This window comes from Dissulfuribacter thermophilus, from assembly GCF_001687335.1.
In the GTDB taxonomy this organism is placed as follows: domain Bacteria; phylum Desulfobacterota; class Dissulfuribacteria; order Dissulfuribacterales; family Dissulfuribacteraceae; genus Dissulfuribacter; species Dissulfuribacter thermophilus.
On the sequence record NZ_MAGO01000007.1, the window covers coordinates 1 to 26,557 of the forward strand.

At 43.4% G+C, this 26,557-nt stretch carries 25 protein-coding genes and 1 riboswitch; of the genes, 22 read left to right on the plus strand and 3 right to left on the minus strand.

Annotated features, from left to right (window positions below):
- Positions 1–102 precede the first annotated feature (102 nt).
- The 22 genes from DBT_RS06845 to DBT_RS06955 all read left to right on the plus strand — a co-directional run bounded on the left by DBT_RS06845 (position 103) and on the right by DBT_RS06955 (position 24,103).
- The gene (locus DBT_RS06845) at positions 103–1,095 is read left to right on the plus strand and encodes a GSU2203 family decaheme c-type cytochrome (protein ID WP_083186688.1); all 993 of its coding nucleotides are present in this window, start codon (positions 103–105) and stop codon (positions 1,093–1,095) included.
- A 16-nt stretch (positions 1,096–1,111) separates the two neighbouring features.
- Positions 1,112–3,487 carry a GSU2204 family CXXCH-containing (seleno)protein gene (locus tag DBT_RS06850; protein WP_263046552.1) on the plus strand — a complete coding sequence of 792 codons (2,376 nt, stop codon included), beginning with the start codon at positions 1,112–1,114 and terminating at the stop codon, positions 3,485–3,487.
- Between the two features lie 177 nt (positions 3,488–3,664).
- Positions 3,665–4,798, plus strand: a complete 1,134-nt coding sequence (locus DBT_RS06860; RefSeq protein ID WP_067618258.1) for a 3-deoxy-7-phosphoheptulonate synthase — start codon at positions 3,665–3,667, stop codon at positions 4,796–4,798.
- 159 nt (positions 4,799–4,957) lie between these two features.
- A complete protein-coding gene (locus DBT_RS06865) occupies positions 4,958–5,629 on the plus strand; it encodes a hypothetical protein (protein ID WP_067618261.1) in 672 nt (223 codons plus the stop codon).
- Between the two features lie 50 nt (positions 5,630–5,679).
- A complete protein-coding gene (locus DBT_RS06870; RefSeq protein WP_161939933.1) occupies positions 5,680–6,543 on the plus strand; it encodes a hypothetical protein in 864 nt (287 codons plus the stop codon).
- A gap of 106 nt (positions 6,544–6,649) precedes the next feature.
- The gene (locus tag DBT_RS06875) at positions 6,650–7,699 is read left to right on the plus strand and encodes a FecCD family ABC transporter permease (RefSeq protein WP_067618267.1); all 1,050 of its coding nucleotides are present in this window, start codon (positions 6,650–6,652) and stop codon (positions 7,697–7,699) included.
- Positions 7,696–8,475, plus strand: coding sequence for an ABC transporter ATP-binding protein (locus DBT_RS06880; protein ID WP_067618269.1), 780 nt, complete (start codon positions 7,696–7,698; stop codon positions 8,473–8,475). Before DBT_RS06875 ends, DBT_RS06880 begins: the two co-directional genes overlap by 4 nt.
- Before the next feature lie 180 nt (positions 8,476–8,655).
- A riboswitch (cobalamin riboswitch) is annotated at positions 8,656–8,843 on the plus strand.
- Between the two features lie 153 nt (positions 8,844–8,996).
- Complete coding sequence (locus DBT_RS06885; RefSeq protein ID WP_067618272.1) at positions 8,997–9,944, plus strand: sirohydrochlorin cobaltochelatase; 948 nt, start codon at positions 8,997–8,999, stop codon at positions 9,942–9,944.
- A gap of 194 nt (positions 9,945–10,138) precedes the next feature.
- Positions 10,139–11,440 (plus strand): LbtU family siderophore porin, encoded by a 1,302-nt coding sequence (locus DBT_RS06890; RefSeq protein ID WP_067618275.1) that lies wholly within the window; start codon positions 10,139–10,141, stop codon positions 11,438–11,440.
- Complete coding sequence (locus DBT_RS06895) at positions 11,415–12,347, plus strand: ABC transporter substrate-binding protein (RefSeq protein ID WP_083186690.1); 933 nt, start codon at positions 11,415–11,417, stop codon at positions 12,345–12,347. The genes DBT_RS06890 and DBT_RS06895 overlap by 26 nt, the downstream gene beginning before the upstream one ends.
- A complete protein-coding gene (locus DBT_RS06900; protein ID WP_067618278.1) occupies positions 12,344–13,720 on the plus strand; it encodes a cobyrinic acid a,c-diamide synthase CobB in 1,377 nt (458 codons plus the stop codon). The genes DBT_RS06895 and DBT_RS06900 overlap by 4 nt, the downstream gene beginning before the upstream one ends.
- Positions 13,717–14,376, plus strand: coding sequence for a precorrin-8X methylmutase (locus tag DBT_RS06905; RefSeq protein ID WP_067618281.1), 660 nt, complete (start codon positions 13,717–13,719; stop codon positions 14,374–14,376). Before DBT_RS06900 ends, DBT_RS06905 begins: the two co-directional genes overlap by 4 nt.
- 111 nt (positions 14,377–14,487) lie before the next feature.
- On the plus strand, positions 14,488–15,216 hold the full coding sequence (cobI, locus tag DBT_RS06910; RefSeq protein WP_067618284.1) for a precorrin-2 C(20)-methyltransferase: 729 nt from the start codon (positions 14,488–14,490) through the stop codon (positions 15,214–15,216).
- Positions 15,217–15,621: 405 nt separating this feature from the next.
- The gene (locus DBT_RS06915) at positions 15,622–16,716 is read left to right on the plus strand and encodes a cobalt-precorrin-5B (C(1))-methyltransferase (protein WP_067618287.1); all 1,095 of its coding nucleotides are present in this window, start codon (positions 15,622–15,624) and stop codon (positions 16,714–16,716) included.
- 203 nt (positions 16,717–16,919) lie between these two features.
- On the plus strand, positions 16,920–18,146 hold the full coding sequence (gene cbiE / locus DBT_RS06920) for a precorrin-6y C5,15-methyltransferase (decarboxylating) subunit CbiE (RefSeq protein WP_067618290.1): 1,227 nt from the start codon (positions 16,920–16,922) through the stop codon (positions 18,144–18,146).
- Positions 18,147–18,153: 7 nt separating this feature from the next.
- A complete protein-coding gene (cobM, locus tag DBT_RS06925; protein ID WP_067618293.1) occupies positions 18,154–18,921 on the plus strand; it encodes a precorrin-4 C(11)-methyltransferase in 768 nt (255 codons plus the stop codon).
- A gap of 47 nt (positions 18,922–18,968) precedes the next feature.
- Positions 18,969–20,162 (plus strand): cobalt-precorrin 5A hydrolase, encoded by a 1,194-nt coding sequence (locus DBT_RS06930; protein WP_067618296.1) that lies wholly within the window; start codon positions 18,969–18,971, stop codon positions 20,160–20,162.
- 205 nt (positions 20,163–20,367) lie between these two features.
- Positions 20,368–20,964 (plus strand): DUF2238 domain-containing protein, encoded by a 597-nt coding sequence (locus DBT_RS06935; protein WP_067618299.1) that lies wholly within the window; start codon positions 20,368–20,370, stop codon positions 20,962–20,964.
- A gap of 157 nt (positions 20,965–21,121) precedes the next feature.
- A complete protein-coding gene (gene cobJ / locus DBT_RS06940) occupies positions 21,122–21,883 on the plus strand; it encodes a precorrin-3B C(17)-methyltransferase (RefSeq protein WP_067618302.1) in 762 nt (253 codons plus the stop codon).
- Positions 21,870–22,391: a hypothetical protein gene (locus tag DBT_RS06945; protein ID WP_067618305.1), complete on the plus strand. Its 522-nt coding sequence runs from the start codon at positions 21,870–21,872 to the stop codon at positions 22,389–22,391. The genes cobJ and DBT_RS06945 overlap by 14 nt, the downstream gene beginning before the upstream one ends.
- Entirely contained in the window at positions 22,388–22,957 is a 570-nt protein-coding gene (locus tag DBT_RS06950) for a nucleoside deaminase (RefSeq protein ID WP_067618308.1), read from the plus strand. Before DBT_RS06945 ends, DBT_RS06950 begins: the two co-directional genes overlap by 4 nt.
- 48 nt (positions 22,958–23,005) lie before the next feature.
- Positions 23,006–24,103 carry a radical SAM protein gene (locus DBT_RS06955; protein WP_067618311.1) on the plus strand — a complete coding sequence of 366 codons (1,098 nt, stop codon included), beginning with the start codon at positions 23,006–23,008 and terminating at the stop codon, positions 24,101–24,103.
- Here the strand turns inward: DBT_RS06955 and DBT_RS06960 are convergent.
- From DBT_RS06960 to DBT_RS06970, 3 genes are read right to left on the minus strand one after another with little or no spacing between them, the layout of a single operon-like run.
- A complete protein-coding gene (locus tag DBT_RS06960) occupies positions 24,078–25,088 on the minus strand; it encodes an ABC transporter substrate-binding protein (RefSeq protein ID WP_067618314.1) in 1,011 nt (336 codons plus the stop codon). The genes DBT_RS06955 and DBT_RS06960 overlap by 26 nt on opposite strands.
- A complete protein-coding gene (locus DBT_RS06965) occupies positions 25,061–25,810 on the minus strand; it encodes an ABC transporter permease (protein WP_067618317.1) in 750 nt (249 codons plus the stop codon). The genes DBT_RS06960 and DBT_RS06965 overlap by 28 nt, the downstream gene beginning before the upstream one ends.
- A 3-nt stretch (positions 25,811–25,813) precedes the next feature.
- The gene (locus DBT_RS06970) at positions 25,814–26,518 is read right to left on the minus strand and encodes an ATP-binding cassette domain-containing protein (RefSeq protein WP_067618320.1); all 705 of its coding nucleotides are present in this window, start codon (positions 26,516–26,518) and stop codon (positions 25,814–25,816) included.
- Positions 26,519–26,557: the final 39 nt, after the last annotated feature.

The following is a 26,557-nucleotide window of genomic DNA, read 5'->3' on the forward strand; positions in this document are numbered from 1 at the left end:
CTTTTTTTTGAAAGGAGGTGATAGGAGGGGAGAAAACGTGCTGTATCTAGTTGGTATTAATGGTGTTTTTTAGTGGTAAAATGTTTTTACGGAGGGATTTAGATGGGAAAGAAGATTTTATTACTGATCACCAGCTTGTCTTTGATAGTTGGATGTAGTGAGATGATGAGAAATAGGGCAGCTTATATCAAGCTGCCACCGATACCCCAGGGGGCGTCATATGTAGGGAGTGAGGCCTGTGGAGACTGTCATGAAGATTACATCCAAGAAAGTACCAACGTACACCTGAAAATTGCATCTTTTGAGGTGCCACAGGGTGTAAAAACAGGATGTGAAAGCTGTCATGGTCCGGCTTCTCTACACGTTGAGGGTGAGGGAGATACCGAGAAGATTATCAGATTCGGTCCCGAAGGACTTGAGCCAGATGAAATCGCAGGGGTGTGTGTAAGCTGTCATCAGGCGGGGACACATTTCAACTGGGCAGGTTCCATTCATGCTGAAAATGAAGTTGCTTGTACTACGTGCCACAAGATTCATGGAAATAAAAACAAGAATTTGTTGGTAGATAAGGAAACGGCACTATGTGCAAAATGCCACCAGGACATTAATGCCAAGACCTATTTTGCCTCTCATCACCCAATAAAAGAGGGGAAGATGGGCTGTTCAGACTGTCACAATCCCCATGGAAGTGCTAGCCCAGAGGCTGGAATGCTTAAGACAGAAGAACGCGTTAATGATCTTTGCCTAAAGTGCCATACACGTTATCAAGGGCCTTTTGTCTTTGAACACGATCCCGTGGTAGAAGATTGTCTAATATGTCATGATCCCCATGGGACTGTAGCCAATAATCTTCTACGTCAGCAGGAACCTTTTATATGCCTCCAGTGTCATGAAGCCCACTTCCATGCAGCAAGGGCCTCAAACAATGTGGCCACAGTATTCGCACCAGGAGATCCATCAAATGTAATAGCGCCTTCAGATCATGGCTTTACAAAGTCATTCATGACCAAATGCACGCAGTGTCATTCAAAGGTGCATGGATCGGATTTACCATCCCAGTCAGTTCCTGGTGCTGGTGCTGCCCTGACACGATAGGTAAGGAGGTGTGCTGATGAATTTAATTAAGAGGATATTTTCAATTGGTTTGGTGGTTTGCTTTTCTGTGATACTCCAAAATGACCTTGGTATTGCAGAAGAAAAGGAATACGAGGGGTCAGTTAGTATTGGTGGAATATTTGTGATGGACGACATCGATTCTGATGAGGATGGAGCCAAGGGAACAGAGTATAACAGCGTGCTAGACAATACAGGATACTGGGATCTTAAAGGTGAATTGGGCTTTGAAAAGGACGGCCTAGCCTTTAAGGGTGAGGCGCATTATCAGTATGTAGATGAGCAGGAATATGGGGCAATATTAGACCTTAAGAGAATTCTTCGTTTAAAGACAGACTATTCGAGATTCTTACACAGACTGGATCACGATGAACTCGAAAATCTAAACGCACATATCTTTTCTAACACAGATCCAGGGCCATCTGCTGGAAAAGGATATTTTGTCGATTTTAATGGTGATGGAACAAATAATAAGAATGAAGAGATCGTAGGTTCTGCCGCAGTTTATCATACAGACTTAGGGGCAGGGGACGAATATCACATAATGAGAAGTGAGTGGAACAATAATGCGGTACTGCATATCCCTCAGATTCCAGGCTTAAAACTGTCCTTTTCTCACAGATTTGAAGAACGAAAGGGCTTGGACCAGGCCCGTACCATGAGCAAGTGTTCTGCATGCCACATTGTCGCCGACAGTAAGAGCATTGACGAAGAAACCAATGATTATATGCCGAAGGTCTCTTTAAATACTGAAAACTTCGCTATTGAGTATTCTTTTCTCCATAGAGATTTTGATGATAAGAGCGAAGATATGAGTGTTGTGTACAACAACCTTGCAACTACTCACCTGGGTTTTACTAATAGGCTTCAATTCGATGGTCGGGATGGCCCGCTTCCTTATTCTAAGACCCCTGATTCTCAAAAGGATGCCCACACCTTAAAGGCCAAGTGGAACGTAAACCGCACAAACACTGTGACTGCTGCTTTAGTCTATTCCCAGAGCACAAATAAGAGTACTGATGGTCCATATGACATTCTGACTGGTAATTTAAATGACGAACTGGAGATGGATAGTACTGCCATCATGGCGAGGTGGCACAACAGAGTCAGTCGCAAACTTTCTTTCAATGTCTTTGGAAAGTATCAGACCATAGACAATGACGACGCATTTATAGATGTAGTGGACAGGACAAATGCCGATGGTACAACCCTTGGAGATGGATACTCAAGAAGTGCTTTAGGGGCTGCAGAAGGCCTTCAGACTGGCTTTTGGGATTTTACTAGAAAGTCTGGGTATGATCTCGATATCACAACCCTTGGTTTTGATGTAGCATGGAGACCTATGCACGGTGTCACTCTCAGAGGAGCCTATGAATTTCACTATGAAGATCGAGAGAATGCCGAGGAACACAACGTTCCAGACGACACCACGGAGCATACTATTAAGCTCTCGGGTGATTGGCGAGTCATGCATTCTTTGAAGCTTGGATTTGGTTATAAACTAGAGCTTGTCGATGATCCATATGCCCTTAAATTTGCAGTCTGTGCTCCAGATGGCTCCTATGGCGAATACGGAGGTCCTCCAGGTTCATTATATGACTATTCGAGATCCTATGACCCTACCATATATAGTAAGCGTGTCGGAACCCGTTCCAACCTGCCTGAGACAGCTCATGAATTTTCATTTAAGGCCAATTGGATGCCAATTACGGTGTTGAGTACAAACGTTTATGCGAAATACAAGATGGCTGAAAATGATGATGTTGACGGCAATAGCTGGGAACAGGACCTTTTTTCCGGTGGAATCAACGTGGTATTGACCCCCAATGAAAAAATATCATTTGTTGCAGGCTATGATTATTTTAATGACAAATACGAATCAATGTACTGCATAGCAATATATGATGGGTGAGCAAATATAATTACAACGGACCAGTTTGGTTCCGAGCAGACAGGAATGGATTACAGGACCGAGGCCCACAGCTTTTCAGTTGTTGCCACTTATAGGCCACTGGCTGTCTTAGGCTTCAATGCTAATTTCAACTATACTACTGGCAGAGGTAATATCACAGACCTTAAATTCGAAAGTATGTTCCCAACAGGGGATGCAAAGCTAGATTTGGATACCAGTTCAATCAATCCAAATCAGCCATATCTCTATGACGTAGCATATTTGAATGAGATGGCAGATTATTCGAATTTGGATTTTGAACAGCTCGATTTTACCATGGGAGTCTCTTACAGGATCTCAAATGACATAGGTCTTGGTATCAACTATTATTACACAGATTTTGAAGACAACGAAGCCTATGTATATGGAGACCAAGATGTAACTGTACAGTCACTCATGGGCTTTGTAACTGTGAGTTTCTAGGAATAGATGATTTTCCAAAGAAACGGGGAGCAGTGGCTCCCCGTTGCTTATTTTTATCTTTTGTCTAACTGTTCTATAGTCTGATTTCACTTCACATTATTGACCTCTTTTTCTCTTGGTGTTACTAAAACACTTTGTCAATTTGGCAATAAAGTAAATTCGGAGGAGATATAAGAAATGATAGTTATTTTAAAACCCGACATAAAAAGGGAGGGCCCTGAAGTACAAAAAATAAATGATTTCATAAGTAACTTCCCAAAGGTCAATATTAAACTGATTGAAATAGAGGGTGAGACCAGGACAGTATGTGAGTTACATCTCATCGGATCTACTCATAATATCCCCCAAGACGTCCTTGAATCCATGCCTGGGGTCGAAAAGGTGGTACGAGTATCTACAAAGTATAGGCAAATTGGCCGCCATGACATAGATGTCGTACCCATTGGGTTTGAATATCAGGGATTGAGGTTTGACCAGGATTCTTTCCACATATTTGCTGGTCTGTGCGCAGTGGATACACCAGAGCATGTGGAAGAGATCTTCAGGACCCTTGCAGAATTGGGTATTGTAACGGCCAGGATGGGGGCATATAAGCCAAGAACAAGTCCTTATGACTTTCAGGGACATGGTAGGGATTGTTTACCCTGGCTGTTTGAAATTGCAGGGAAACACGGTATCAAAGTCATTGCCATGGAAGTGCTCAAGGAATCGCATATCGATGAAATTTTCGAAGAGTTGGAAAAGGCAGGAAAGCCAACAGGGATTATGCTCCAGATTGGAACCAGAAATGCCCAGAATTTTGAATTATTAAAGGCGGTCGGTTCTCAAAAGGAATTTCCAGTACTTTACAAAAGAGGCATGGGACTAACTCTGGAGGAGAGTTTAAATGCCTGTGAATATATAGCAAGTGGCGGGAATAGGAATATTATTTTCTGCCTTCGCGGCGTCAAATCTCACCTAGGCTCACCTCATAGAAATCTTGTGGACTTTGCCCATGTCCCAGTAATCAAGCGGCTTACCCGTCTTCCTGTCTGTGTTGACCCAAGTCACTCTGTAGGATCGAAGGAAGTAGCCCCAGATGGGCTTCCAGATATCTTTCACGCATCTGCTCAGGGAGTTATTGCTGGTGCAAACATGATATTGGTAGAGTGTCATCCTGATCCGCAGACTGCCCTGTGTGATGGTCCCCAGGCACTTACCATGGAGGAAATGGCAAAATTTGTAGAAGATACGAAAATAATACGAGAGGCATATCTCAGGAGAAAAGAGGCATTTTCAAGGTCAAAGATGAAAGAACTAGCTGATAGTTAATGCATAACAGTGGAACATTTAATATTGCGTATTAGCATGACATGCTTTATATAAGTCAAAAATTTGGGAAAGGGGGTGTATTGACAAAGGTAGTGTATTAAACGTTTTTTTGAGGAATCGATTTTGAAAAGTAAAAAATTAAAAGGAGGGTTTACTGTTATGCTAAAAAATGGGAGAGGTTTTTTTAGCCTGATTTTCTTTTCAATTTTTTCTTTATGTCTTGCAGGTATTTCTTTTGCCGGTCCAGGATCTGTAGAGATACAGACTGTTGGCGACATCACTATCAAGATGGGGGCCCAGGTAAGGCTCATTCCAACTGCTGAAATCAATAGAGATTTTGGTGTGAGTAAAGACGTTGATGGCGCTGTGGCAACAACAATTTTACCAGGTACTGGTGCCATTAGTGTAAATACAAGAGGACATCTCACTGAAGGTGCTGGCGATGTAAAAGACAGCTATTTTAGGAATGAGAATAGGCTATTCTTTAATTTTGCTCATGGCCAGGACTGGGATGTCTACATGGCACTGGAATATGATAGTCTTTGGGCAAGGGAGACTGCAGACCGTACTGACTTTGCTGCTGGAAGGCAGAGCCAACAGTTCGGTATTGAAAGGCTTTTGGCCACCTTCAATCTTCCAATGATTTACTCAAGACTCCAGGCAGGTTGGGATGCCCGTGGTGTGGATATTAAATACGGCGGACTTGTTTACGGCGACGACGATCCAGGTATAGGTATTGTCGGTGCCAAAGACGCCATGAAATGGGCCTTCTGGTACATTAAAAAGGATGAAGATGAGGCTGGTTACACTCAAGGCACACAAATCCTTTAGGACCTGCAAACGATGCATTGGCATCAGACAGGACATTTATTTATGGCAAATTGGCTTACAACCTTGGTATTGCAGAGGTTGAAGGCTTCTGGATGTGGGATAAGAACGATCAGGCTGGTAAAAATGTTGACCATCATTTTGTAGGCCTCCAGGGCAATGGTAAAGTCGGTATTGCCAAGGTTATGTTGGAAGCCGCCTATGGCTTTGGTGACTATGATACTGCCGCTGGTCAGAACTATGACCTTGGTTCTTGGGCATTCTTTGGTGATGTCGCCTTTGATCTCCATGATCAGGTAGGAATCAAGAAGTTTGAAGTACATGTTGGCGGTATCTACGCACAGGGTGATGATGACTGGTCCGATAACGACCTAACAGGTTGGACCCCAGCCACTGGTATCACAAGATTTACCCCTGCATTTGGTACTGAGCAGAGCATTTCTTTCGATGGTGACAATATGTTTGGTCAGATCCTCTACAGCATCTTCCCAGCATACTATGGTTCTGGCCTTATAGGTGGTGGTATAAACGGGAAAGCACAGTTCGATAACCCTGGTCTCATCATGATCGGTGGTGGTGTGAAGGCTGCATGGGATAAGTGGAGCTACAAGGGTAATGTAATGGCCATGTGGTTCGAAGAGGCACAGGCCGTTGAGAATTACTATGCATTGAAGGGTGTTGCAGGTAATATTAACATTGACGAGTTCATGGGCATTGAGTGGAACAATGAAATTGCATACAAGCTCTACAAGAACGTGACCATCAAGGGTGGAGCAGCATTCTTGTTCCCAGGCGCTGGCGCCAAGGACATTGCCCAGGCACTTAAGGCATTTGTCCAGGGTGTGAATTTTGAAGATGCAGGAGATTCAGACGACGTCTCTATGCGCTTTGCAGCAGAGCTTATCTGGTTCTTCTAATCTAGTCAGAATCTGATTTAAATAATCATAAAAGGCCGTCTGTTAAGGCGGCCTTTTTTATTAATATCTGCTTGACATTTCAGTCGGAATTGGTCTCCATACAGCTATGAAACATTATATGCTTTTCTCCATTTTTACAGCAGTTCTCTTCCTTTCCCTGTTTTTGACATGCCTGATAGGGGCTGTATCCATAGCTCCTGGAGAGATATTTAGGGTATTTCTTGCCCAGTTGGGAGTCGTCGATCTAAATTCAATAGATCCTTCTATCTTTGCTATTATATGGGACATACGGTTCAGCAGGATACTACTTTCGGCCTTAGTTGGATGTGCCCTTGCCATTTCAGGAGCCGCTTTCCAGGGCGTATTGATTAACCCATTGGCAGACCCTTTTACAATAGGTGTTGCCTCTGGAGCTGCCTTTGGAGCAACCCTTGCCATCTTCCTGGGAAGCGCTTTTGGAGAGATTCCAGCATGGGTTCAAGGCCTTGGCATCATCCCGATCTTTGGTTTTTTAGGTGCAATGGTCGCCCTCTTTTTTGTAATAGCCTTTTCAAGGCTATCAGGGGGGTTGAGAAGAGAGACCATGATTCTTTCAGGTATTGTTGTAGCAACATTTCTTTCTGCCCTAATCTCACTTTTAAAGGCGCTAGATGAAGAGTCTGTCCAGGCAATAGTATTTTGGATTATGGGCAGTCTCCAAGGCAGGTCATGGGCTCATGTGGGATTTGCAATGCCTTATATAGTCTGTGGCATTGTTATGCTTTTTTTTCTTACACGTGAACTGGATATTATGACACTGGGGGATGAACAGGCAAAACAATTAGGTGTAAACGTTGAAAAAATACGATATCTAGTCCTCATTGGTGCAAGCATCCTTACGGCAGCATGTGTTTCTGTATCAGGGGTTATTGGCTTTGTTGGCCTTGTAATACCACATATGGTACGGCTTGGGCTTGGTGCGAGGCATACACCCCTTTTTATTGGCTCAGGCCTCCTTGGTGCCATTACCATGATTTGGTCAGATGCCATTTCCAGGTCGATCCTGCCAGGAGGAGAGGAGATACCAGTAGGGGTAATAACTGCCCTTATAGGTGGGCCAGTATTTTTCCTCATCCTTGTGAAGAGCAAAAAAGAGGACTTGGAGACTGAGCCGTGAAGGTCTTGAGAATAAGGGAGCTTAGCGCAGGCTATGGCAGCCGAGATGTCCTTGATGAGATTAATATAGATATCCATGCAGGAGAATTTGTGGGTATCCTTGGTCCAAATGGTTCTGGTAAGACAACTTTATTGAGGACAATTACAGGTTTGATCCCAGTAAAAAGGGGATCAATAGAACTCTTCGGTCAAGATCTGGAGTCCTTAAATGAAATTGAGACTGCGAAGAGGGTAGCAGTTGTACCCCAGAGAGTAAATATTGAATTCCCAATAGATGGGTTTCATGTGGTTTTGATGGGCAGATATCCTCACAGGCAATCAGGATTTCTTAGAGGTTATTCAAAAGAGGACTGCAGGGTAGCTGATGAGGCTATGAAGCGTACAAGGACTACCCATCTAAAAAAGGCACTGGCCAATAGACTTTCGGGGGGAGAAGCAAAGCTCCTCTCCATAAGTAGGGCCATTGCCCAGAGTCCAGGACTGCTTCTTTTGGATGAGGCCACAGCAAACCTCGATCCAATGAGGAAGGTGCACATGTTTCGGCTCTTTGAGTCGATGAACAGAGTTGATGGACTTACCATAATTTGCGTGATGCACGACCTCAATTTGGCGGCCCTTTTTTGTAGCCGATTCATCTTTCTCAAGCAGGGAAGGGTGGTCTTAGATGGTGGGCCTGAAGAGGTTTTTACCCCTGAAAATTTGCAAAGTATTTATGATGTTGATGTATCTATCATAAGGCATCCAGTGAAAAAGCGCCCCCAGGTACTCTTTGGATAATCCAATCCCTCTAGCAGGACTACGTCAAAGTGTTGAGTTTTGAGTGTTGAGTTTTGAGTTAAAGGAAGAAAAACTTGGTAAAGTTCAGTCAACAAGGTGGTCCAATGCCCAGAGGCTATTCTCTGAAGGACTTGACCAACGATTTTGACAGAGTATTGATCCCTCTTGACATAAAAAAGATATAGTAGTACTTTTTTCAAAAAAGTATCACTCTCTGCAACGGGGAATCCGGTGAAAATCCGGAGCGGGCCCGCCACTGTGAGTGGGGACGAAGGCTTCATGCGCCACTGTCTGATATTTCAGATGGGAAGGCGAAGTCTGTAGGTTGATCCACGAGCCAGGATACCCGTCAGAGAGGATGCCTTTTGGCTTCGGCGTGGAACCCGAAGAGAAGGCGGAAAAAGCTTATCTGGTCAAGCGGGCTGGCCGGGCTATAGTTCCCGGTTTTTTTGTGTGCCTGTATCCCCGCCTATCTGCTCTTCAACCATGCCGGCCTAAAAAAATAAAAGGAGGTCGGTTTTATGAAGAAGTTCTTAATCTGTTTCATTTTAGTTGCAGGGTTTTTGGGGGCCCAGTGTAAGTGGGCATTTGCCAGCCAGGGTACATTGCTTCGTTTTTTAAAGCCAACCTATAAGGAAGGACCTGTCCCAATTGTTCTTGTAGCCTTTGGAACCAGCACAAAGGCCCAGGTAACTTTTGATCACATAGATAGGGAAATAAGAAAGGCCTTCCCTGGTCATGAGATTAGATGGGCTTTTACCTCAAGCATCATAAGGAAGAAAATGAATAAAAAATACGAGAAGCAAGGTAGTCCTAAGAGACTTAAAAGCCTTCAACAGGTCCTTTCAGATCTAGAGGCCAATGGCTATAGAAAGGCAGTGGTCCAGTCCCTTCACGTATTTCCAGGTGAGGAATGGATTCACATACTGAATCAGGGGAAAATCGATGGCTTGAGGATCTCTTATGGAGAACCATTATTTGCCACTTGGGAAGATGTAAACAAGATCCTAGACGACATCGTTAAAGACATCCCAAATCCCAAAGAAGGATGTGCAATACTTGCGGGACACGGGACCCCCAATACCTATTCTTCGCCAGCGACTGCAGTCTATTTGGCATTTGATAGGCTACTACATACAAGGTTTTCCAATTGCTTTTTGGGAAGCGTTGAAGGTATCCCTGATAAGGAAGATGCAATAAAAAGGGCGACATCCTATCCAAAAGACTATGTGAAGATAATTCCCATAATGCTAGTGGCAGGCGATCACGTCATGAATGACATAATGGGGACTGAACCTGGTGAGGATGGGGAGCTGTCCTGGGCCTTGGAACTAAAAAAGGCTGGGAAAAAGGTGGAGGCACCAACTGTGACAATAAATGGAAAAAAATATTACAAAGGTCTTGGCTTCTATGAGGCCACTACTGAAGTAATTATAGAACATATCAGACAGGCTATGCGAGACCTTTAAAAAGTTTTGAGTGTTGAGTTTTGAGTTGAAGGAATGGAATTAAAAAAGTTGTGAGTGTTGAGTTTTGATCGGCTTTGGCGCTCCTTCTCTTGTTCTCAACCAGGAGCTTGGGAACGAGGTGAAAATGATATTGGCATAGAACATAGAACTAGAACCACTGTTTATACAAAGAGGGATTCAAGGGAGGAAAAGTTATGCAAAAAAATATTGGAAAATTGATCATGGGATTCTTTTGGACGATAATGCTGGTATTTGCTAATCCGGCGACTTCATTTTCGCAAACGTATGAAGAGTTAAAAAAAGAGATAAAATCTTTGGTGGATCAAAATAAAGCCCTTACAGAGCGCTTAAAAAAGGTGGAAACAGAGCTGAGTGAGCTTAAGGAGGGCCATGAGAAGGGATTAGAAATCGAGCCTCAAGAGGAGGGATCAATTTCTGGATTTTTGACTGATGCTGAAAAAAGGATCAATTTGAGTGGACTCCTTGAATTTGGCGGAGCCTATAGAGATACATCATATGACAATGGTGAGGATGTGACTGAAAGTGATTTGGTTATGACAACAGTTGAGCTAGATTTTTCAGCAAAGCTAAACAAGTGGGTTGATGTAACAGGGGTACTACTCTATGAAGATCCAACCTTTGAAAGTGAGGAGACTAGTTTTGAGCTGGATTCAGCCTCAGTGGTGTTTGGAGCAGAAGAAGGTTTTCCTTTTACCCTGACCTTAGGGAAGGTCTATGTACCTTTCGGGGCCCTTTTGACCTATTTCCCAGATGATCCTCTAATTGACTCACCACTTACACTGCTTCTGGGAGAATCAAACGAAAAGACAGCGATCCTTGCCTATACTGATGGGGGATTGACTGTATCTGTTTATGCCTACAACGGAGATGTGGAAGAAAAGGGAGAGGGAGAAAATAGATTGGAAAGCTATGGATTTGATGTTCATTTCGAATATGGCTTGGATATGGAAGGCCTAAATTTTTATAAAAGGGGTGAAAAATTTAAGCATGATCCAAACAAGTGCATAGATTTCTTAATTGGTGGGTCATACATATCCAATCTGGCAGATTCAGACTTTTTGTCAGATGCACTGGGTGATGAGATTGATCATTACGTTGGCGGAATGGATTTTTACGTGCATGCCGAACACCGTGGATACTTCATTGCGGCTGAGTTCATGGGGGCTGTGAATCATTTTTCCGCAAATGACCTCAGTTCAGGTAACTCTGGGGCCAAGCCCTATGTTTGGAATATTGAAACAGGATTTAGCTATAACTGGTGGAAAAATCTTGAAGTGGCATTCAAGATTGCTGGCTCTTTTGATACTGAGGCCCTTGGGCTCCCTGAACGGCGTTATGGTATTAACTTGAATCAGGAACTCTTTGAGGGAGTTACACTCTCTTTAGGCTATATACACGATCAATACCATGATATTGATATAGACAAACGTGATGAAAGAGAACTTTTATATGGCCAGATGGCTGTGGAATTCTAGTCTATTATTTTTATTTGTCTTCTCCTGCCTTGTAAGGACTGCATCCGCCCTTACGATTGTAGACGATAGGGGAAAGACTATTGAACTCAAGGCCCCAGCAAGGCGTATCATAGCCCTGTATGGGGCCTTTAATGAGATTATTGCAGCCCTTGGAAGAGAGGAGCTGTTGATTGCCCGTACAAAGGCAGACAGAGACCCTGCCTCGATCCTTAAGCTACCTGAAATAGGGACCCACATGAGACCCAACGTTGAGTTGATTGTCTCTTTAAAGCCAGATCTCATTCTTCAGAGTACAGGTAGAAGGCTTGCCCTTGAGCCAGTTAGGGCCCTTGAAAACATGGGGTTTAAAGTTGCAGTGTTTAATCCAAATTCCATAACTGGCCTTTACACTACGATACTTAGGATTGGGATACTTATAGGAGAGGAGAAAAAGGCCAAGGTCTTAGTAGAATCTATGAAAAATCGTATAGAACATATACAGAGACATCACATGGGGAAGAGGGCTCCACGGGTATTTTTTGAAGTAAGGTACCCCAATCTGCTTGGGGCAGGGGGGAACAACATTGTCAACGAAATTATAGAGAAGGCCGGAGGTATTAACTGTTTCTCAGGGGTAAAAAAGAAGTTTGTAAGGCCAGGCCTTGAGTCTGTTCTAAAGTGTGATCCAGATTTTTACATCATACAAAAAGGCCCTATGAATCGGGCCCCTGGAAATCCTGAGAATAGGCCCAACTTTATGCTCTTAAGGGCGATACGAGAAGGTCACTGGCTGATGGTGCCTGAAGGCAAATACTCTCGTCCAACACCAAATATAGTTGAGGCCATAGAGGAGCTCTCAAAGGTGTTTATGGAATATGACGACCTCAATGGGCAACAGGGTATGACAAGTATGGAGGACTCTAAGTGAAGGCCATTTTGATTGCTGGTACCAAGAGCGGTGTTGGAAAGACGACTATTACTTTAGGTCTCTTGGGTGCCTTAAAAAGGAGGGGCTTGAAGGTTCAGGCATTCAAGGTGGGGCCGGATTTTATAGATCCAGGACTTCATGCACTATTAACTGGTATTCCAAGTCACAATCTAGACACCTGGATGCTCTCCAATGAAGAGAACATTAAAATTTTTCATAAATATGCAAATCTTTCAGATATATCCGTATTAGAAGGTGTGATGGGCCTATTTGACGGTGCCCCAGGAAGTGCTGAACATGGCTCTACAGCTCATCTTGCAAAGATTTTAGAGGTCCCTGTTGTCCTTGTAATAGATTGTCACGGACTTGCAAGGTCTATCCTGCCTTTAATCAAGGGTTTTCTTGAATACGATAGGGCTGTCCCTATTAAAGGCGTCATCTTAAATAGGGTTGGAAGTCCCAATCATGAGGCTTTTTTGAGAAGAATCATAGCCTCTGATTTCCCAGAGTTAAATGTCATTGGAGCGATACCTAGAAAAGATGAAATGCTGATTCCTTCGCGTCACCTGGGGCTATTTACAGCAGGGGAAATAAAAGATGATATTGGGATTATCAATGAGATAACCGATAGGATCTCAAAAGCAGTAGACCTAGATACCCTTTTGGAAATTGCATGGAAAGGAGAACGAATACCCTGTGAGCCTTCAGGAAAAACTGTAGGAGTGTTTTCAGCTCCTGAGGTTACAATTGGTGTCCCGATGGATGAGGCATTCTGTTTTTATTACGAAGAGAACCTAGACGCACTCAGGCGCGCTGGTGCAAAGATAGCGCGCTTTTCACCTTTAAGGGACGAAAGACTTCCAGAAATAGATGCCATATATATAGGAGGGGGGTATCCAGAGCTATACGCAAAGGAGCTTTCACAAAATACATCTATAATCGGGGAGTTAAGAAAGAGAGTATTGAATGGGATGCCATGTTATGGGGAATGTGGAGGCATGATGTATCTTTCCAGGGGGATCTACCTTGAAGGCGGGGATTTTTATCCAATGCTAGGGGTTCTTCCCTTCTCAGTACGAATGCTCCCCTTTTTAAAGTCACTGGGTTACCGAGAGGTGGAATTTTTAAGAGATACAATACTGGGAATCAAGGGCTTAAGGGCTCGTGGGCATGAATTTCACTACTCCGAAAGGGTGGATGAGTTTTCAATGGAACACTGTGCCTATAGTTCAAAAAATGCCTTGGGCAAGGCAATGGGCGACAAGGGTTTTGTTGAAGGAAATATCCTTTCAAGTTATGTTCACCTTCATTTTTTGAGCAATAGAGAGATTGCCAGGAATTTTGTAAATAGGATCAAGGAAACAATAGAATGAAGCTTTTAATGGACCCTGCAAAGATAGAGGAAGAGAGCTTTAGAAGGATAGAAGCCCTTTTGCCAGCCTCCATAAAAGGTCAGTTTTCCCGTGGTGAATGGGAGGTAACTAGGCGCATTATTCACACAACTGGAGATCCTGAATTTTATAGACTCGTGAGATTTTCAAAGGGTGCAGTTGATGAGGGAGTAAAGGCATTACTGGAAAAAAAAGGTGTCTATGCAGACACAAGAATGCTCCTTTCAGGTATAAGTACAGGGAGATTGAAAGAGCTCAGTGTATCCGCATCTTGTCTGATCAATGACCATGAGGTCGTACGACGTGCGAAGGAATCCTCCATAACTAGGGCCGCTGCTAGTATTGAATTACTGATTGATAGGCAAAAAGAAGGCATGGATACAGGGATTGTTGCCATTGGTAATGCTCCAACGGCCCTTTTTTATCTCCTCGATGCCATAAAGGAGATATCCTGGAGACCCAGCCTTATAATTGGGACTCCCGTAGGGTTTGTTGGTGCAGAGGAATCAAAAGAGGCCTTAATGGCATCTGGTGTCCCCTATATAACATGTGTAGGCACAAGGGGCGGTTCTACAGTTGCAGCGAGCATTGTAAATGCCTTGGCAATAATGGCTCTTAGAAAAAAGACGATAACCTAAATCCTGCACGGCAAAAGGGGACAAAAAATGATTTTACCGCCTTGCATATTGGGCAAACTCGCCAATTGTAGGATTTAGGGACAAATGTAGAAGTTGAGAAAGGTTAGAGTAATGGAAGAGAAAAGTCTAAGACTAGGCAAGCTTTATGGTATTGGTGTTGGCCCAGGAGACCCAGAACTTATAACTCTCAAGGCCATTAGGATATTAAGAGAGGTGGAATCAATATTTGCGGCATCTTCTAGCTCAAATGAATACAGCATTGCCCTATCCATAGTTGACAAGCACATCGGAGGACGGCCTGTCATAGGGCTGCCTTTTCCTATGACCCGTGACAAGGAAGTATTAAAACGCGCTTGGCTAGAAAATGCCCAAAAGGTGCTCGGTTGCCTTAGAGAAGGCAGGGATTGTGCTTTTATTACCTTAGGAGACCCCCTTACCTATTCGACTTTTTGTCACCTCATGAGGACAGTGAAAGAATTGGAACCAACTGTAGAAGTCGTGACCGTACCAGGAATTACCTCTTATCATGCTGCAGCAGCTAAGCTGAATTATCCAATTGCAGAGGGAGACAAGGGGTTTTACGTGGTGTCAGGTGTAAACGGTGGTCGACATATAAAAGAGGCCCTTATAAAGTCGGATACCGTATTCGTACTTAAGACCTACCGGGAATTTTCTAATATCAAACAGGTACTAGAGGAGCTTCAGCTTCTGGAAGATGCAGTGCTCGTAAAGAAGATAGGGATGGAAGATGAAGAGATTAAGAGGGGCGTAGAGGATCTTTCAGAAGATGCAAAATTACCTTACCTCACTCTCCTTGTGGTTAAAAACAGTAGTGCTTAGGCCCTAGACGCCTATTTTTCTCACCTCATTAGCTGCCATCTAGGATTTGCATTGTAGGAATTAGATGGTATTGGTTAGAGGGCTGCCTGGGGCTTTCGTTTATCCCAGATTATGCACTTCAAATGCCTGAGAAAAGGATTTTTCCTGAATAATTCAATAGTTATCTGCATCTTTTTAGTTAGTGCCTTCATCCAAAAGGTGAAGCTTTATCAGTCAATAAAATCTCAGGCATTTGAAGCCGCAAGGGGCTCGCAATTTTACCGAATCTGCTGCGTTGTCGGGCACTTGAAGTACCTAAGTACGTCTGCATACCCTCCGCCTTGCATTTTCGGCAAACTTGCGAGCTGCATAATCTGGGTTTATTTTCAGGCCAGTCCCATACCAGTATAACAGGTATAACAGCTCATGAAGAAAGTAAAATTACGGTGGGGTTACACTACAGGTACATGTGCTGCTGCTGCTACAAAGGCCGCACTGTTGAAGCTCATTACAGGAGGGGTGCATGAGAAAGTGGATGTCTCCCTTCCTGGGGGAAAATCACTTCAAATCAAGATAGAGAGAACTGAGTGCTTAAAAAAGAGTGTGATAGCAACAGTAATCAAAGATGGAGGTGATGACCCGGACTGTACCCATGGGGCTGAGATTCAGTCCAGGGTTACCCTCGTTGACGACGCTAAAAAGGAGGTAGTTCTTACAGGAGGACAAGGGGTTGGTCTTATAACAAAGCCAGGCCTGGTACTTCCACCTGGAGAGCCCGCCATAAACCCAGTCCCAAGGCAGATGATAAGACAAGCTATTAATGAGGCATTAGTGAATACGGGCAACGATGTCCTGGCCAGTTCAGTCCATGTGGAGATAATAGTCCCGAGGGGAGAAGAACTTTCAAAAGAGACTCTAAATCCCAGGCTGGGCATCATTGGCGGTATCTCGATATTGGGTACAACAGGGCTTGTAAAGCCTTTTTCCCACGGTGCCTATCGTGCAACCATCTACACAGCACTTAAGGTTGCCCAGGCAAGTGGCATAAAACAGATATTTCTAGTTACAGGATCAACTACTGACAAATTTTCTAGGCAGTTAAATCCATCGGCCCCAGAGGTTGCGTTTTGTCAAATGGGAGATTACGTGAAATTCTCCATGGAGTGGGCCTCAAAATTGGATTTTATAAGGATTTGTGTCTATGCTTTTTGGGGCAAGACCATAAAGATGGCTCAAGGACTTGGTCAGACCCATGCATCGATTGGCGCAGTTGATTTCGATCTTTTAGCACGATTGACTCAAAATGTTACCAATGATGCGAAAATAATTTCGTCGATCAAAACTGCTAACACAGCACGTCTGGCCCTTGAGCTCTTAAAGGAAAATGGGCTCAGATCAGTTATAAGAGAGGTAGCAGTACTTGCCCTAAAGAATCTAAAGTCTTACACGATTAAGAATATCCCTGTTTGCTTCAACCTTTTAGATTATGATGGAACTGTTTTAGAAAGGATTGAGCATTGAAGTTATTTGGTAGTTGATAATCTATTATAGAGGGGTAGCTCTAGATGTCTAGATTTCATGCCTTTTCCCGATAGGGGAAAATGAACTAACTAATCAGATGAAGGTATTAACCCCGTCTAAATTTCCTTTTAAGGTAGATACGGTGAATTGTTATTGGAGAGAGTTTAATAACTATTTTAGAGCAAATTCAATTAGTAAATGATATGAGTAATGCTTTTCCCGTTTACATTATTGGAACAGGTGCTGGCAGAGCTCACCTCACGGATGAGGCCAGAGACATAATCTTAAAGTCTGATGTGGTATTTGGTAGTGAAAGACTTTCAAGGATATTTGGAGATCTTGTAGAAGATTTTCGTACCTTAAAGTTCCCTCTATCCAAAGCTGTAGAAGAGATCAATGATTTGAGCAAAAAGAAAAAAGTAGTTGTATTGGTTTCAGGGGATCCACTTTACTACAGTATAGGGAAATACGTCCTAAAGGTCCTTGGCAAAGACAGATGCGTAATTCACTCCAATGTCACGATAGCCCAAGTTGCCTTTGCACGGCTTAGGCTCCCTTGGGACGATGCCTTTGTTTTAAGCCTCCATGGCAGGGGGTTAGAGGCGTTGGAGCAGGCCATTTTAAAATACAAAAAGATCGGTATCTATACTGATCCAGAGAACAATCCTGCAAAGATTGCCGAATTTTTACTAGATAAGGGGATTGAGTGTGGAGCCTTGTACGTACTCGAGGGAATTGGCGATGTGTGTGAGCGGATTCAAAGGTTTGACCTGTCTCAGGCCAGGAGAGAGAGGTTCCGGGACCCAAATTTTGTGGTGCTCCTTTTAAGGGGAGGAGAAGAAAAAGGGGGGGTACCCTGGTTTGGTATGCCTGAGTCCGCCTTTAGCCATAACAATATCCCCATCACAAAGAGGGAAGTGAGGGCAATTGTTCTATCAAGGCTTGAACTCGTGGACCCCAGGCTTCTAATGTGGGATATTGGCGCAGGGTCTGGGGCTGTATCTATTGAGGCTTCTCGATTTCTTCCCTCTGGTAAGATTTATGCAGTGGAAAAGGACCCAGATAGGATAAACTCAATCCAGGACAATTTGAGGCGCTATGATGTCAGAAACGTAGAGCTCATAGAGGGGCTCGCCCCCAGTTGTCTAACCCAATTGCCTCCTCCAGATAGGGTTTTTATAGGAGGAGGGGGTAAGTATTTGAATTCAATTCTAAATTTTTCTATAGATGCCATGAAGGAACAGGCCATAATAGTAGTAAATTGCGTGATGTTGAGTTCTTTGGGAACCGCATGTTCTGTCATGGAATCTAAGGGGCTTCGGTATGAGGTGGTAGAGATTCAGGTGAGCCGTTCCAGAAATATTGGCGATGGGTTTTATCTCAAGGCCCAAAACCCTGTCTGGTTAGTTGTTGGTGAGAAAAAGGAGTGAGTTAAATATGAATAAAGTCTATTTTGTTGGAGCCGGCCCAGGAGATCCAAAGCTCATTACTGTCCGTGGAAAAGAACTTGTTGAAACTGCAGACCTTATCCTTTATGCAGGCTCACTTGTGCCAAAAGAGATGCTCGTTTGGGCCAAGCCCGAGGCAGTTCTCCAGGATACATCAGGCATGACCCTTGAAGAGATCATTGACTCAATAAAAAAGGGATGGGAACGCAATAAACTCGTTGTGCGTCTCCATACAGGGGAACCGTCCCTCTACGGGGCAACTTATGAGCAATTCAATGCACTAGATGAGCTCAATATACCATATGAAGTAGTACCAGGAGTGACAGCTGCATTTTTGTGCGCTTCCCGCCTTAAGAAAGAACTAACAGTGCCTGAAAAGACCCAGACCGTAATATTTACAAGGGTCAAGGGCAGGACCCCTGTGCCGGAAAACGAAGACCTTGAGGTGCTGTCAAAAATAGGGGCCAGCATGGCCATTTATTTGAGTGTCTCCAAGATAAGTGAAGTGGCTAAGACGCTTTCGCAACATTATGGCCCTGAGGCCCCAATTGTTGTTGGATATAGGCTTGGCTGGCCAGGTGAAATAGTAATTGAGGGGACAGTCAAAGACATCGGTGAAAAAGTTAGAAAAGCTGGCATCTCCAAACATGCTATCATTCTTGTAGGGCCTTGTCTTGAAAAGGAATCTGCTTCTTCCACCAGGTCGAGGTTATATTCAAAAGATTTTTCTCATGGATATAGAAAGTCAGGATCTTAACCGTCGTATGCATTCATTTGGCACTTACAATCCATAAGAGGGATGGAATGCAGTATTACGTATGTGCAGTTACTCCCAGAGGGGCCCTGCTTGGGGCAAAGATTGCCAGGGCACTGAATGGAAGGCTCTTTTTAAAAGAGGGAGTTCAGGTAAGTCTTGATTGGGATACGTCATATTTTAGTTCACTCAAGAGCTTTATGGCAAAGGCTTTTAGAGAAGCAGACGCTATTGTATGCATCATGGCTTGTGGCATAGTTGTGAGGACAATTTCCAGGTATTTGACATCAAAACAAAAGGATCCTGGCGTAGTTGTTGTGGACGAGACAGGGAGATTTTCAATCAGTCTTGTATCTGGACACTTAGGCGGTGCAAATGAGCTTGCTGCCATAGTGGCGGACAGCATTGGCGCAGTGCCAGTGATTACAACTGCGACAGATGTAAATGGGCTTCCTGCTTTTGATGATATTGCTAGAAAAAAGGATTTAGTAATTGAGGATTTTGGTGCCTTAAAGGCCATACATATGGCCCTTTTAAGGGGTGAGCAGGTTATTGTGGTGGATGAGGTCGGGGTGCTAAAACATGAGTTAACGAGTTGGGATCAGGGGATTATCCAGTATGTTTGTGGAGTTGGAAATTTTGAACGGATATGCCCAAATGACATTGGCCATGATAGGGGCAATGTGACCAGCTTTTTAAAGACCGATAGTGAGGCGCAGATAAAAGAGACCATGGGCAATGATCTGGAGTTACATGGTAAAAAAGATGGAGTCCCCCGCGAGAGTTTGCATGAAAATCTTGTATATGTTGGCATAAAAAAAAAGGATTTCACCGTCAAAAATCTCCTTCGAATGTATCCTAGAGCTAGATTATTTATTGGAGTGGGTTGTAATAGGGGGACTTCTAAAGAAGAAATAGTTGAATCAATTGAAACTGTAATAGGACAATACAATCTTTTCCCTGGAAGTGTAAAAGCTATATGCTCTATAGATAAAAAGGTCGATGAAAATGGCCTTATAGAGGCAGCTGATAAATTGAGACTTCCAATCGAATTTTTTTCAAAAGAAGAACTCTCTCAAGTTCATGTCCCCAATCCTTCCAGCGCCCCCCTCAAGGCAGTAGGGACAAGTAGCGTTGCAGAGGCCGCAGCCCTTCTCGGCGCTGGAAAGGGTGGAAGGCTTCTGGTGGAAAAGAAAAAATTTAAGAACGTGACAATCGCTGTTGCATTAAAATCTTTTGACTGAATTGCTAAACTACAGTTTCAAAAAATGACAATTTCCTCTCAAGTCTCCTGTTAACATGGGGAAAGGTGCGGAAATAACCCTTAATTTTGGACTAAATTTGCTACTTGCTAGTTTTCTTCTTAACCAATACAGCCAATCCGTGTAATAATATTTGTAGACGCTGTCCAGGCCAGGTGAATTTGTCCATGAGCAAGAGGAAATAAAGATTAAATACCTTTGGATTTTGATTTTTATAGGCTTTTTTGTATGGTCGGGAATCAATCCTAAAGACCAATTTATTTGGTTTTTAGAGGCAAGTCCTGCTGCTATTGCCGCGATCATATTGGCGTTTACATACAGATCTTTTAGGCTCACCCCACTGGCGTATACTCTGATATTGATTCATTGCATAATTTTGATGATTGGAGGTCATTTTACTTATTCAGAAGTACCTCTATTCGACTATTTAAAGGAGCCATTGGGTTTTTCTAGGAACAATTACGATAAATTGGGGCATTTTGTCCAGGGCTTCGTTCCAGCATTGGTAGCACGAGAGATCATTCTGAGAAAGAATTTGATAAGGGGGCGCCGTTGGCAGGCATTTTTTATAATCTCTTTTTGCCTAGCTGTGAGTGCATTATATGAGATAATTGAATGGTTGGTAGTTCTTGGAACAGAAGATAATGCTGGTGCCTTCTTGGGTGCGCAAGGTTACATATGGGATGCTCAATCTGATATGGCGTGGGCCCTATTAGGGGCAGTGACCAGTTTAATTACTTTAAGTAGGCTCCATGATCGGCAACTTGCTGATCTTTCAAAATGATACTGTCCGCCTTTTCAAATTAGGCCCTTTTCATTGAATGTTCAGAGGGCTACAATGAACCCCATTTGAAGCCTATGAGCCTGGGCCTATTGCTATTGGCTACAGGGGATAAAGGCTATAAATATTATAAAAAAGTGTAACTAGTTCGAGTAAGGCTATGGGATATATATATTGCGTTGGAATTGGACCTGGGGCCACCTCTCACCTTACAAAAGAGGCCATAGATGCACTCATTGCCTCAAGCGTCATAGTGGGCTACAAGACATATGTTGATCTCATTAGCCCTATAATCGGAGAAAGGCAAGTGATTGCAACTGGCATGATGAAAGAGGTGGAAAGGGCCAAGATTGCAGTGGAGTTGGCCCAGGATGGAAAAGTCGTGGCAGTTGTATCAAGCGGGGATTCTGGCATTTATGGCATGGCAGGACTTGTGATAGAGGTGATCAATGAACTTGGGATCGAGTTGGGCCAAGACAAAATTGGGCTAAGGGTCATACCAGGCATACCTGCTTTTGTTGCCGCAGCATCGCTGTTGGGGGCTCCTCTAGTTCACGACTTCTGTGCTATTTCTCTTAGTGATCTACTTACGCCGTGGAAGGTGATAGAAAAGAGGCTACGTTCGGCAGGTGAAGGAGACTTTGTGGTGGCGCTCTATAATCCACGTAGCAAGAAAAGGGATTGGCAGTTACAGAGTGCCCTTGCGATACTTGGAGAATATAGGGATGAAAAGACACCTGTAGGCCTTGTTAAGAGGGCTATGAGGCAAGGAGAAACCGTTGAAATTTGTCACCTTTCAAACGTGCCCATAGAAGAGGTGGACATGGAGTCGATTTTGATTGTAGGGAATTCCAATACATTTGAGGTTGGGCCATTTATGGTGACTCCCAGGGGGTATTTTGATAAGTATGAAATCCTTTAGGGATGTGTTATTGATCGGACAAGATCACCCCATTGAGGAAAAGATCAGGTGTGCGAAAGGCATTTATGAAGAGCTAAGTTTGTCCCTTAGTGAAGCTCCAGACATAGTTAACTTACTCCGTCAGTACGATGAGGCCATTGAGGCAACCTGGAATAGGATGAACGATGTTGGGGTTACCAGGATTTGTACGGTGTGTGCCACACAGGATGGGGGAAGCTGCTGTGGCAGTGGGATTGAGAAAAGGTTTGATGTAACGCTATTAATAATCAACCTCATGATGGGGGTGAGTCTCCCGGAAAGGCCATGGGACGATACTGGGTGTTGGTTCCTTGGCCCTAGAGGGTGTACAATAAGGGCAAGGCACACTATCTGCGTAAATTATATCTGTAAGAGGTTAAATGCCTCTATTGCCCAATCAGATCTCCATACCCTTCAGGAGGCTATTGCCCGTGAGGTCGAACTTGGTTTTTTCCTAGAAGAGAAAATTAAAAGGATGCTCATGTCATGATTCATTCAACTGATATTCCAATGATGGAGAGGGCCATTATTTTAGGTCGAAAGGCCCTTGAGGCAGGGGAATTCCCAGTTGGATGCGTGATTACTAGCGGATCAATGGTAATTGGAGAGGGGAGCAGAGTCGGTTCCAGGGGGGAGGCAGCAAATGAACTTGAGCATGCTGAGATAATGGCCATTAGGACTTGTTATGAAAAGATTGGTACATGGCCAGGAAAGCTTGGTCCACTCACCTGTTATACGACCCTTGAGCCATGTCTAATGTGTCTTGGGGCACTTTTGATAAACGGCGTAAAACGCGTAGTCTTTGGGTACGAGGACGTGATGGGAGGAGCCTGTGGCATTGATCTCACAAAGAGGATTACATGGAAATCACATGAAGTCCCATGTGAAGGCCTGATAATGGATTACATTTATAAAGACCAAGAGATAGAATTTGTGGGTGGAGTACTACGGGACCAGTGCCTTGAGCTTTTTGAGGAATTCTACAAGAAACCAGAATCAAAATACTTAGACGGTACGCTTCTTAAAGAATATACTCTTTATCATGCAAGAAAGTAGATTAGGAATCTGGCATCCTGTGATCTATTATCAATATAGGAGGGGCAATTGAAATCACAAACTGGCCTAAAGGTCCGGACTGTTCAGTTTAAACCCAATTCCAGGAACCTATTCTTCCACATCCTGACCCAGTGCAATCTACGCTGTAAACATTGTTACATCAATCAAGATGCCCAGGGAAAAGAGATATTAGATAGTGAAACTATATTTAATTGGTTAAAGATATTTGCAAATAGAGCTGTAAGTTTTGAAGAAATACCTTTAGAAGGGAATTTTAGATTTAAGGGGAAATTTAGGTTACCCCATGAACACGTTGCCGAACAGACTAACGTGATCTTTCTAGGAGGTGAACCTACTCTTAATCCCGCCTTGCCTGAGGCAATCAGGTATGCACGTGACCTAGGTTTTAGATCTATTACAGTGGATACAAACGGTTATCTGTTCCATGATTTTCTCAATAAGGTGACCCCTGGACTCGTGGATAATATTTGTTTCAGTCTTGATGGTAGCACTCCTCAAACTAATGATCCCATAAGGGGCCATGGGGCATTTGAACGGTGTACTCAGGGGATCAGAGAGGCCATTTCAGGCGGCTTTAATGTCAGCGTGATATTTACTGTAAGCATGTTAAACATCCATGACCTTGCAAGGATGCCACACCTTTTGCAGGAACTAGGAGTGGAGAATTTCTTTATCCAGGTAGTGGGGATAAGGGGGCGGCCAGCAAAAGAAGGAGACTATGGCCTTCAAGTTGGAAGGACTCTTTGGGAAGAAGTGGTACCAAAAGTTGCAAAGGAGGCTGCTTCCCTTGGGATTACAGTTACCTATCCTAAGGTCTATTTAGGTAAGAACGAAGATTTTTCATGTGCTGGTGTCGACGGCGAAAACTATTTTGTGTTTCCAAATGGTAGGGTATACATCTGTCCACTCTGTGAGGATCTTGCTGTTCATTCATTTGAAATCAAGGACAATGTGCTGAAACTTCGTCCCCCTATTACGGAGTTAGACCTCATTGCCCTAAATATCCCTGAGGGGTGCGTGATGAATAAAATACTTCATCCAGAGAATATCCCCTATGGAGAATCTGGTGAAGTATTGGCAAAGGTCGCCTGCTGTATGCTCAAGGAAGAGGTGAGGCCAGGATGAGGTTTAAATCTACATCGCTTTTAATCAGCCCCTGATGTTTCATTATCAATAATGTGTTTTTCCAGGCCTCCCCATTTATTTCACCAACTTTGCCCGAAGGGCTGAGGACTATTTTGCGGGTTTCCTCTATCTGTCTTCTCAAAATTTCTTCTGGGGTGTCAGAGGCATATTTTTTTAGTACTTTAACGGCCTCATCTTCATTCTTTGGATCTAAGGCCTCAATCCACCCAGTTAGGACGGCATTTTTAAATTTTTCTACTATATCCTTTTGGGTCTTGAACATCTTTTCAGATGTCACAAGGCAATTTGCCACGAAAGAAATTCCAAACGAATGAGGGTCAACGAATTTAGGAGTCTGGTCTTGAGCGAAAATTTTTTTAGACAAAAAAACACCCTGGGTATTTCTGTATACAGGCCAAAGATCGACTTCCCCCCTCCAAAATGGCGCATAATCATAATGGACCGCATAAAGCGTGAGATCTTTTTCAGTGAACCCATACTTTGCCATGATTGCCCTCATAATGGTTTCATCATTTCCTCCAAACGTTACACCAATTGTCTTACCTTTTAGGTCGAGCGCTCTGTTGACTTTAGTTTTCTCAGAAATATAGATCCACTGAAGCGGGTTTTTCTGGAACAACTGGGCAATGACAACTGGCCTCGCTCCTTTTGAAGCGGCCCTTATGATCTGGTCAGAGGAGGCAACTGCAAAATGTGCCCTTCCAAGTTCGATTTCTGTGAGGGCATCGGTTTCAGCCCCTCCTTCCTTTAATTCCACATTTAGCCCAAATTTTTTAAATATGCCCTTTTCCTGCGCCCAGAGCTCCCCTAGGGTGCTTGCATTGAATAGCCACTTAAGGCGATATGTGTAGTGGGCCTGGGTTACCTGGGACTTATTCTCTTCTTTTCTGCTACATCCCAGGTTGGAAATCACAGAGGCAACTACGAGAAATAATACTATCCAATAATACGTTTTTTTAACCATTTTCCCATCCCTTCAAGTGTTGCAAGATAACACGACGACACAAGTCCTATCAAAAATAGTGCGATTATTATCCTGGCGAGATTACTTTGGTATAGGGCCTTTCTAATGGAGTATCCAATTCCATTTGTAGCAGCCAAAAATTCTGCCACAATGGTCCCTACCATTGCCATTGTTCCACTGCCGACCACTACAGTGACAACCTTTTCCAGATTCTCAATGGTCCTTATCTTTAACATAAGCCCTCTTTTGAGCCTGCCAGTGATCTTGAAGAAGTGTTCTACCTCGGGAACAGGTACAGAAAATATACCAATAAAGCTTAAAAGTAGTGGGAAGTAGCAAATGAGCCCTGCTATGATGATTCGGGAAGCCAGGCCATCTCCAAAAAATAGGAAGATAATTGGGCTTACAGCTACTACAGGATAGGCCTGGAGATTATAAGAAGCAGTCTTTGCTAAGGACCCTGCCCATGACTTTAGCGACGCAAGGCTTGCAACGATTATGGCAAGCAACGTGGCAAAAGCATGCCCAATTACAGCCACTACAAAGGTATTTAGGGTGGCAAAAAGGTATGGACGAAATATGTTTTTCGCCTCTTCTAAAAGTTCTTGAAAAGAAGGAATAACGTAGTCTGAGACATTAAACGAGTATTTGATGCCCAAGAGTAGGAACAAAAAGATTGCAAATATGATTACGAATTGTGTGAGTCGTTCTAAGGCCTGCATGATTCAAGTCGCAATCTCAAGTACCTCAATCCCCTTTTCCTTTATTGTTGACTGTGGATAAGGACAACAGGGTGTTTCATCAAGCCCTTTAATTTTAAAAAGTTTTTTAATAGAGGAATTGGTAGGCCGTTTGAGAATGAATATCTGTTTAGAAAACCTCGCTACCTCAATTACATGATGGCTTATGTAGAGTATTGTACGATTGGAGAATTCTTTTTTGATAAATTGAAGTATCTTTTCTCTTGTGGGTTCATCTACATTGGAAAGTGCTTCATCGATTATCAGACAATCAAAATTTTGAGTAAGGTATCGTGCGATGTTCACCCTGTTTTTTTGGCCCTGGGAGAGATCCTTAAAGCGGGTGTTCAGGTCAACACTTTCGAGACCTATTTTTTTGAATTTTTCAAGTAGATGTTGATTGTCTTTAACCGACACCTTTTGGAGGTGTTGGTATACGGATTCCCAGTTTGGGAACCTCTCTTCGCTGTGAGAATATAGAATAGGGCCGCTTGCCGGTTCCTTTTTTACAAGGCCTCTAGAGGGTTTTAAAATCCCTGCTAGTATCTTGCCAAGCGTAGATTTACCTGCTCCAGAGAGCCCAAACAAGGAGAAAAAGCCTGGTCCTTTTATAGTAAAGGATAAGTTTTCAAAAAGGAGCCATTCCTCTTTGGGATAACCAAATGTTATACCAGAGGCGCTGAGAATCATGGTGGCTTAGGCATTCGTATTAAATCTCTTACCGTCCAT

Excerpts from the sequence above, each read along its gene's own strand:
- cbiE (WP_067618290.1), top strand. The coding sequence starts at position 16,920 with ATGAGTAATGCTTTTCCCGTTTACATTATTGGAACAGGTGCTGGCAGA.
- DBT_RS06960 (WP_067618314.1), bottom strand. The coding sequence starts at position 25,088 with ATGGTTAAAAAAACGTATTATTGGATAGTATTATTTCTCGTAGTTGCC.
- DBT_RS06915 (WP_067618287.1), top strand. The coding sequence starts at position 15,622 with ATGAAGAAAGTAAAATTACGGTGGGGTTACACTACAGGTACATGTGCT.
- DBT_RS06895 (WP_083186690.1), top strand. The coding sequence starts at position 11,415 with ATGGCCAGATGGCTGTGGAATTCTAGTCTATTATTTTTATTTGTCTTC.
- DBT_RS06905 (WP_067618281.1), top strand. The coding sequence starts at position 13,717 with ATGAAGCTTTTAATGGACCCTGCAAAGATAGAGGAAGAGAGCTTTAGA.
- DBT_RS06845 (WP_083186688.1), top strand. The coding sequence starts at position 103 with ATGGGAAAGAAGATTTTATTACTGATCACCAGCTTGTCTTTGATAGTT.
- cobM (WP_067618293.1), top strand. The coding sequence starts at position 18,154 with ATGAATAAAGTCTATTTTGTTGGAGCCGGCCCAGGAGATCCAAAGCTC.
- DBT_RS06950 (WP_067618308.1), top strand. The coding sequence starts at position 22,388 with ATGATTCATTCAACTGATATTCCAATGATGGAGAGGGCCATTATTTTA.
- DBT_RS06945 (WP_067618305.1), top strand. The coding sequence starts at position 21,870 with ATGAAATCCTTTAGGGATGTGTTATTGATCGGACAAGATCACCCCATT.
- DBT_RS06965 (WP_067618317.1), bottom strand. The coding sequence starts at position 25,810 with ATGCAGGCCTTAGAACGACTCACACAATTCGTAATCATATTTGCAATC.
- DBT_RS06970 (WP_067618320.1), bottom strand. The coding sequence starts at position 26,518 with ATGATTCTCAGCGCCTCTGGTATAACATTTGGTTATCCCAAAGAGGAA.
- DBT_RS06860 (WP_067618258.1), top strand. The coding sequence starts at position 3,665 with ATGATAGTTATTTTAAAACCCGACATAAAAAGGGAGGGCCCTGAAGTA.
- cobJ (WP_067618302.1), top strand. The coding sequence starts at position 21,122 with ATGGGATATATATATTGCGTTGGAATTGGACCTGGGGCCACCTCTCAC.
- DBT_RS06875 (WP_067618267.1), top strand. The coding sequence starts at position 6,650 with ATGAAACATTATATGCTTTTCTCCATTTTTACAGCAGTTCTCTTCCTT.
- cobI (WP_067618284.1), top strand. The coding sequence starts at position 14,488 with ATGGAAGAGAAAAGTCTAAGACTAGGCAAGCTTTATGGTATTGGTGTT.
- DBT_RS06890 (WP_067618275.1), top strand. The coding sequence starts at position 10,139 with ATGCAAAAAAATATTGGAAAATTGATCATGGGATTCTTTTGGACGATA.
- DBT_RS06865 (WP_067618261.1), top strand. The coding sequence starts at position 4,958 with ATGCTAAAAAATGGGAGAGGTTTTTTTAGCCTGATTTTCTTTTCAATT.
- DBT_RS06930 (WP_067618296.1), top strand. The coding sequence starts at position 18,969 with ATGCAGTATTACGTATGTGCAGTTACTCCCAGAGGGGCCCTGCTTGGG.
- DBT_RS06885 (WP_067618272.1), top strand. The coding sequence starts at position 8,997 with ATGAAGAAGTTCTTAATCTGTTTCATTTTAGTTGCAGGGTTTTTGGGG.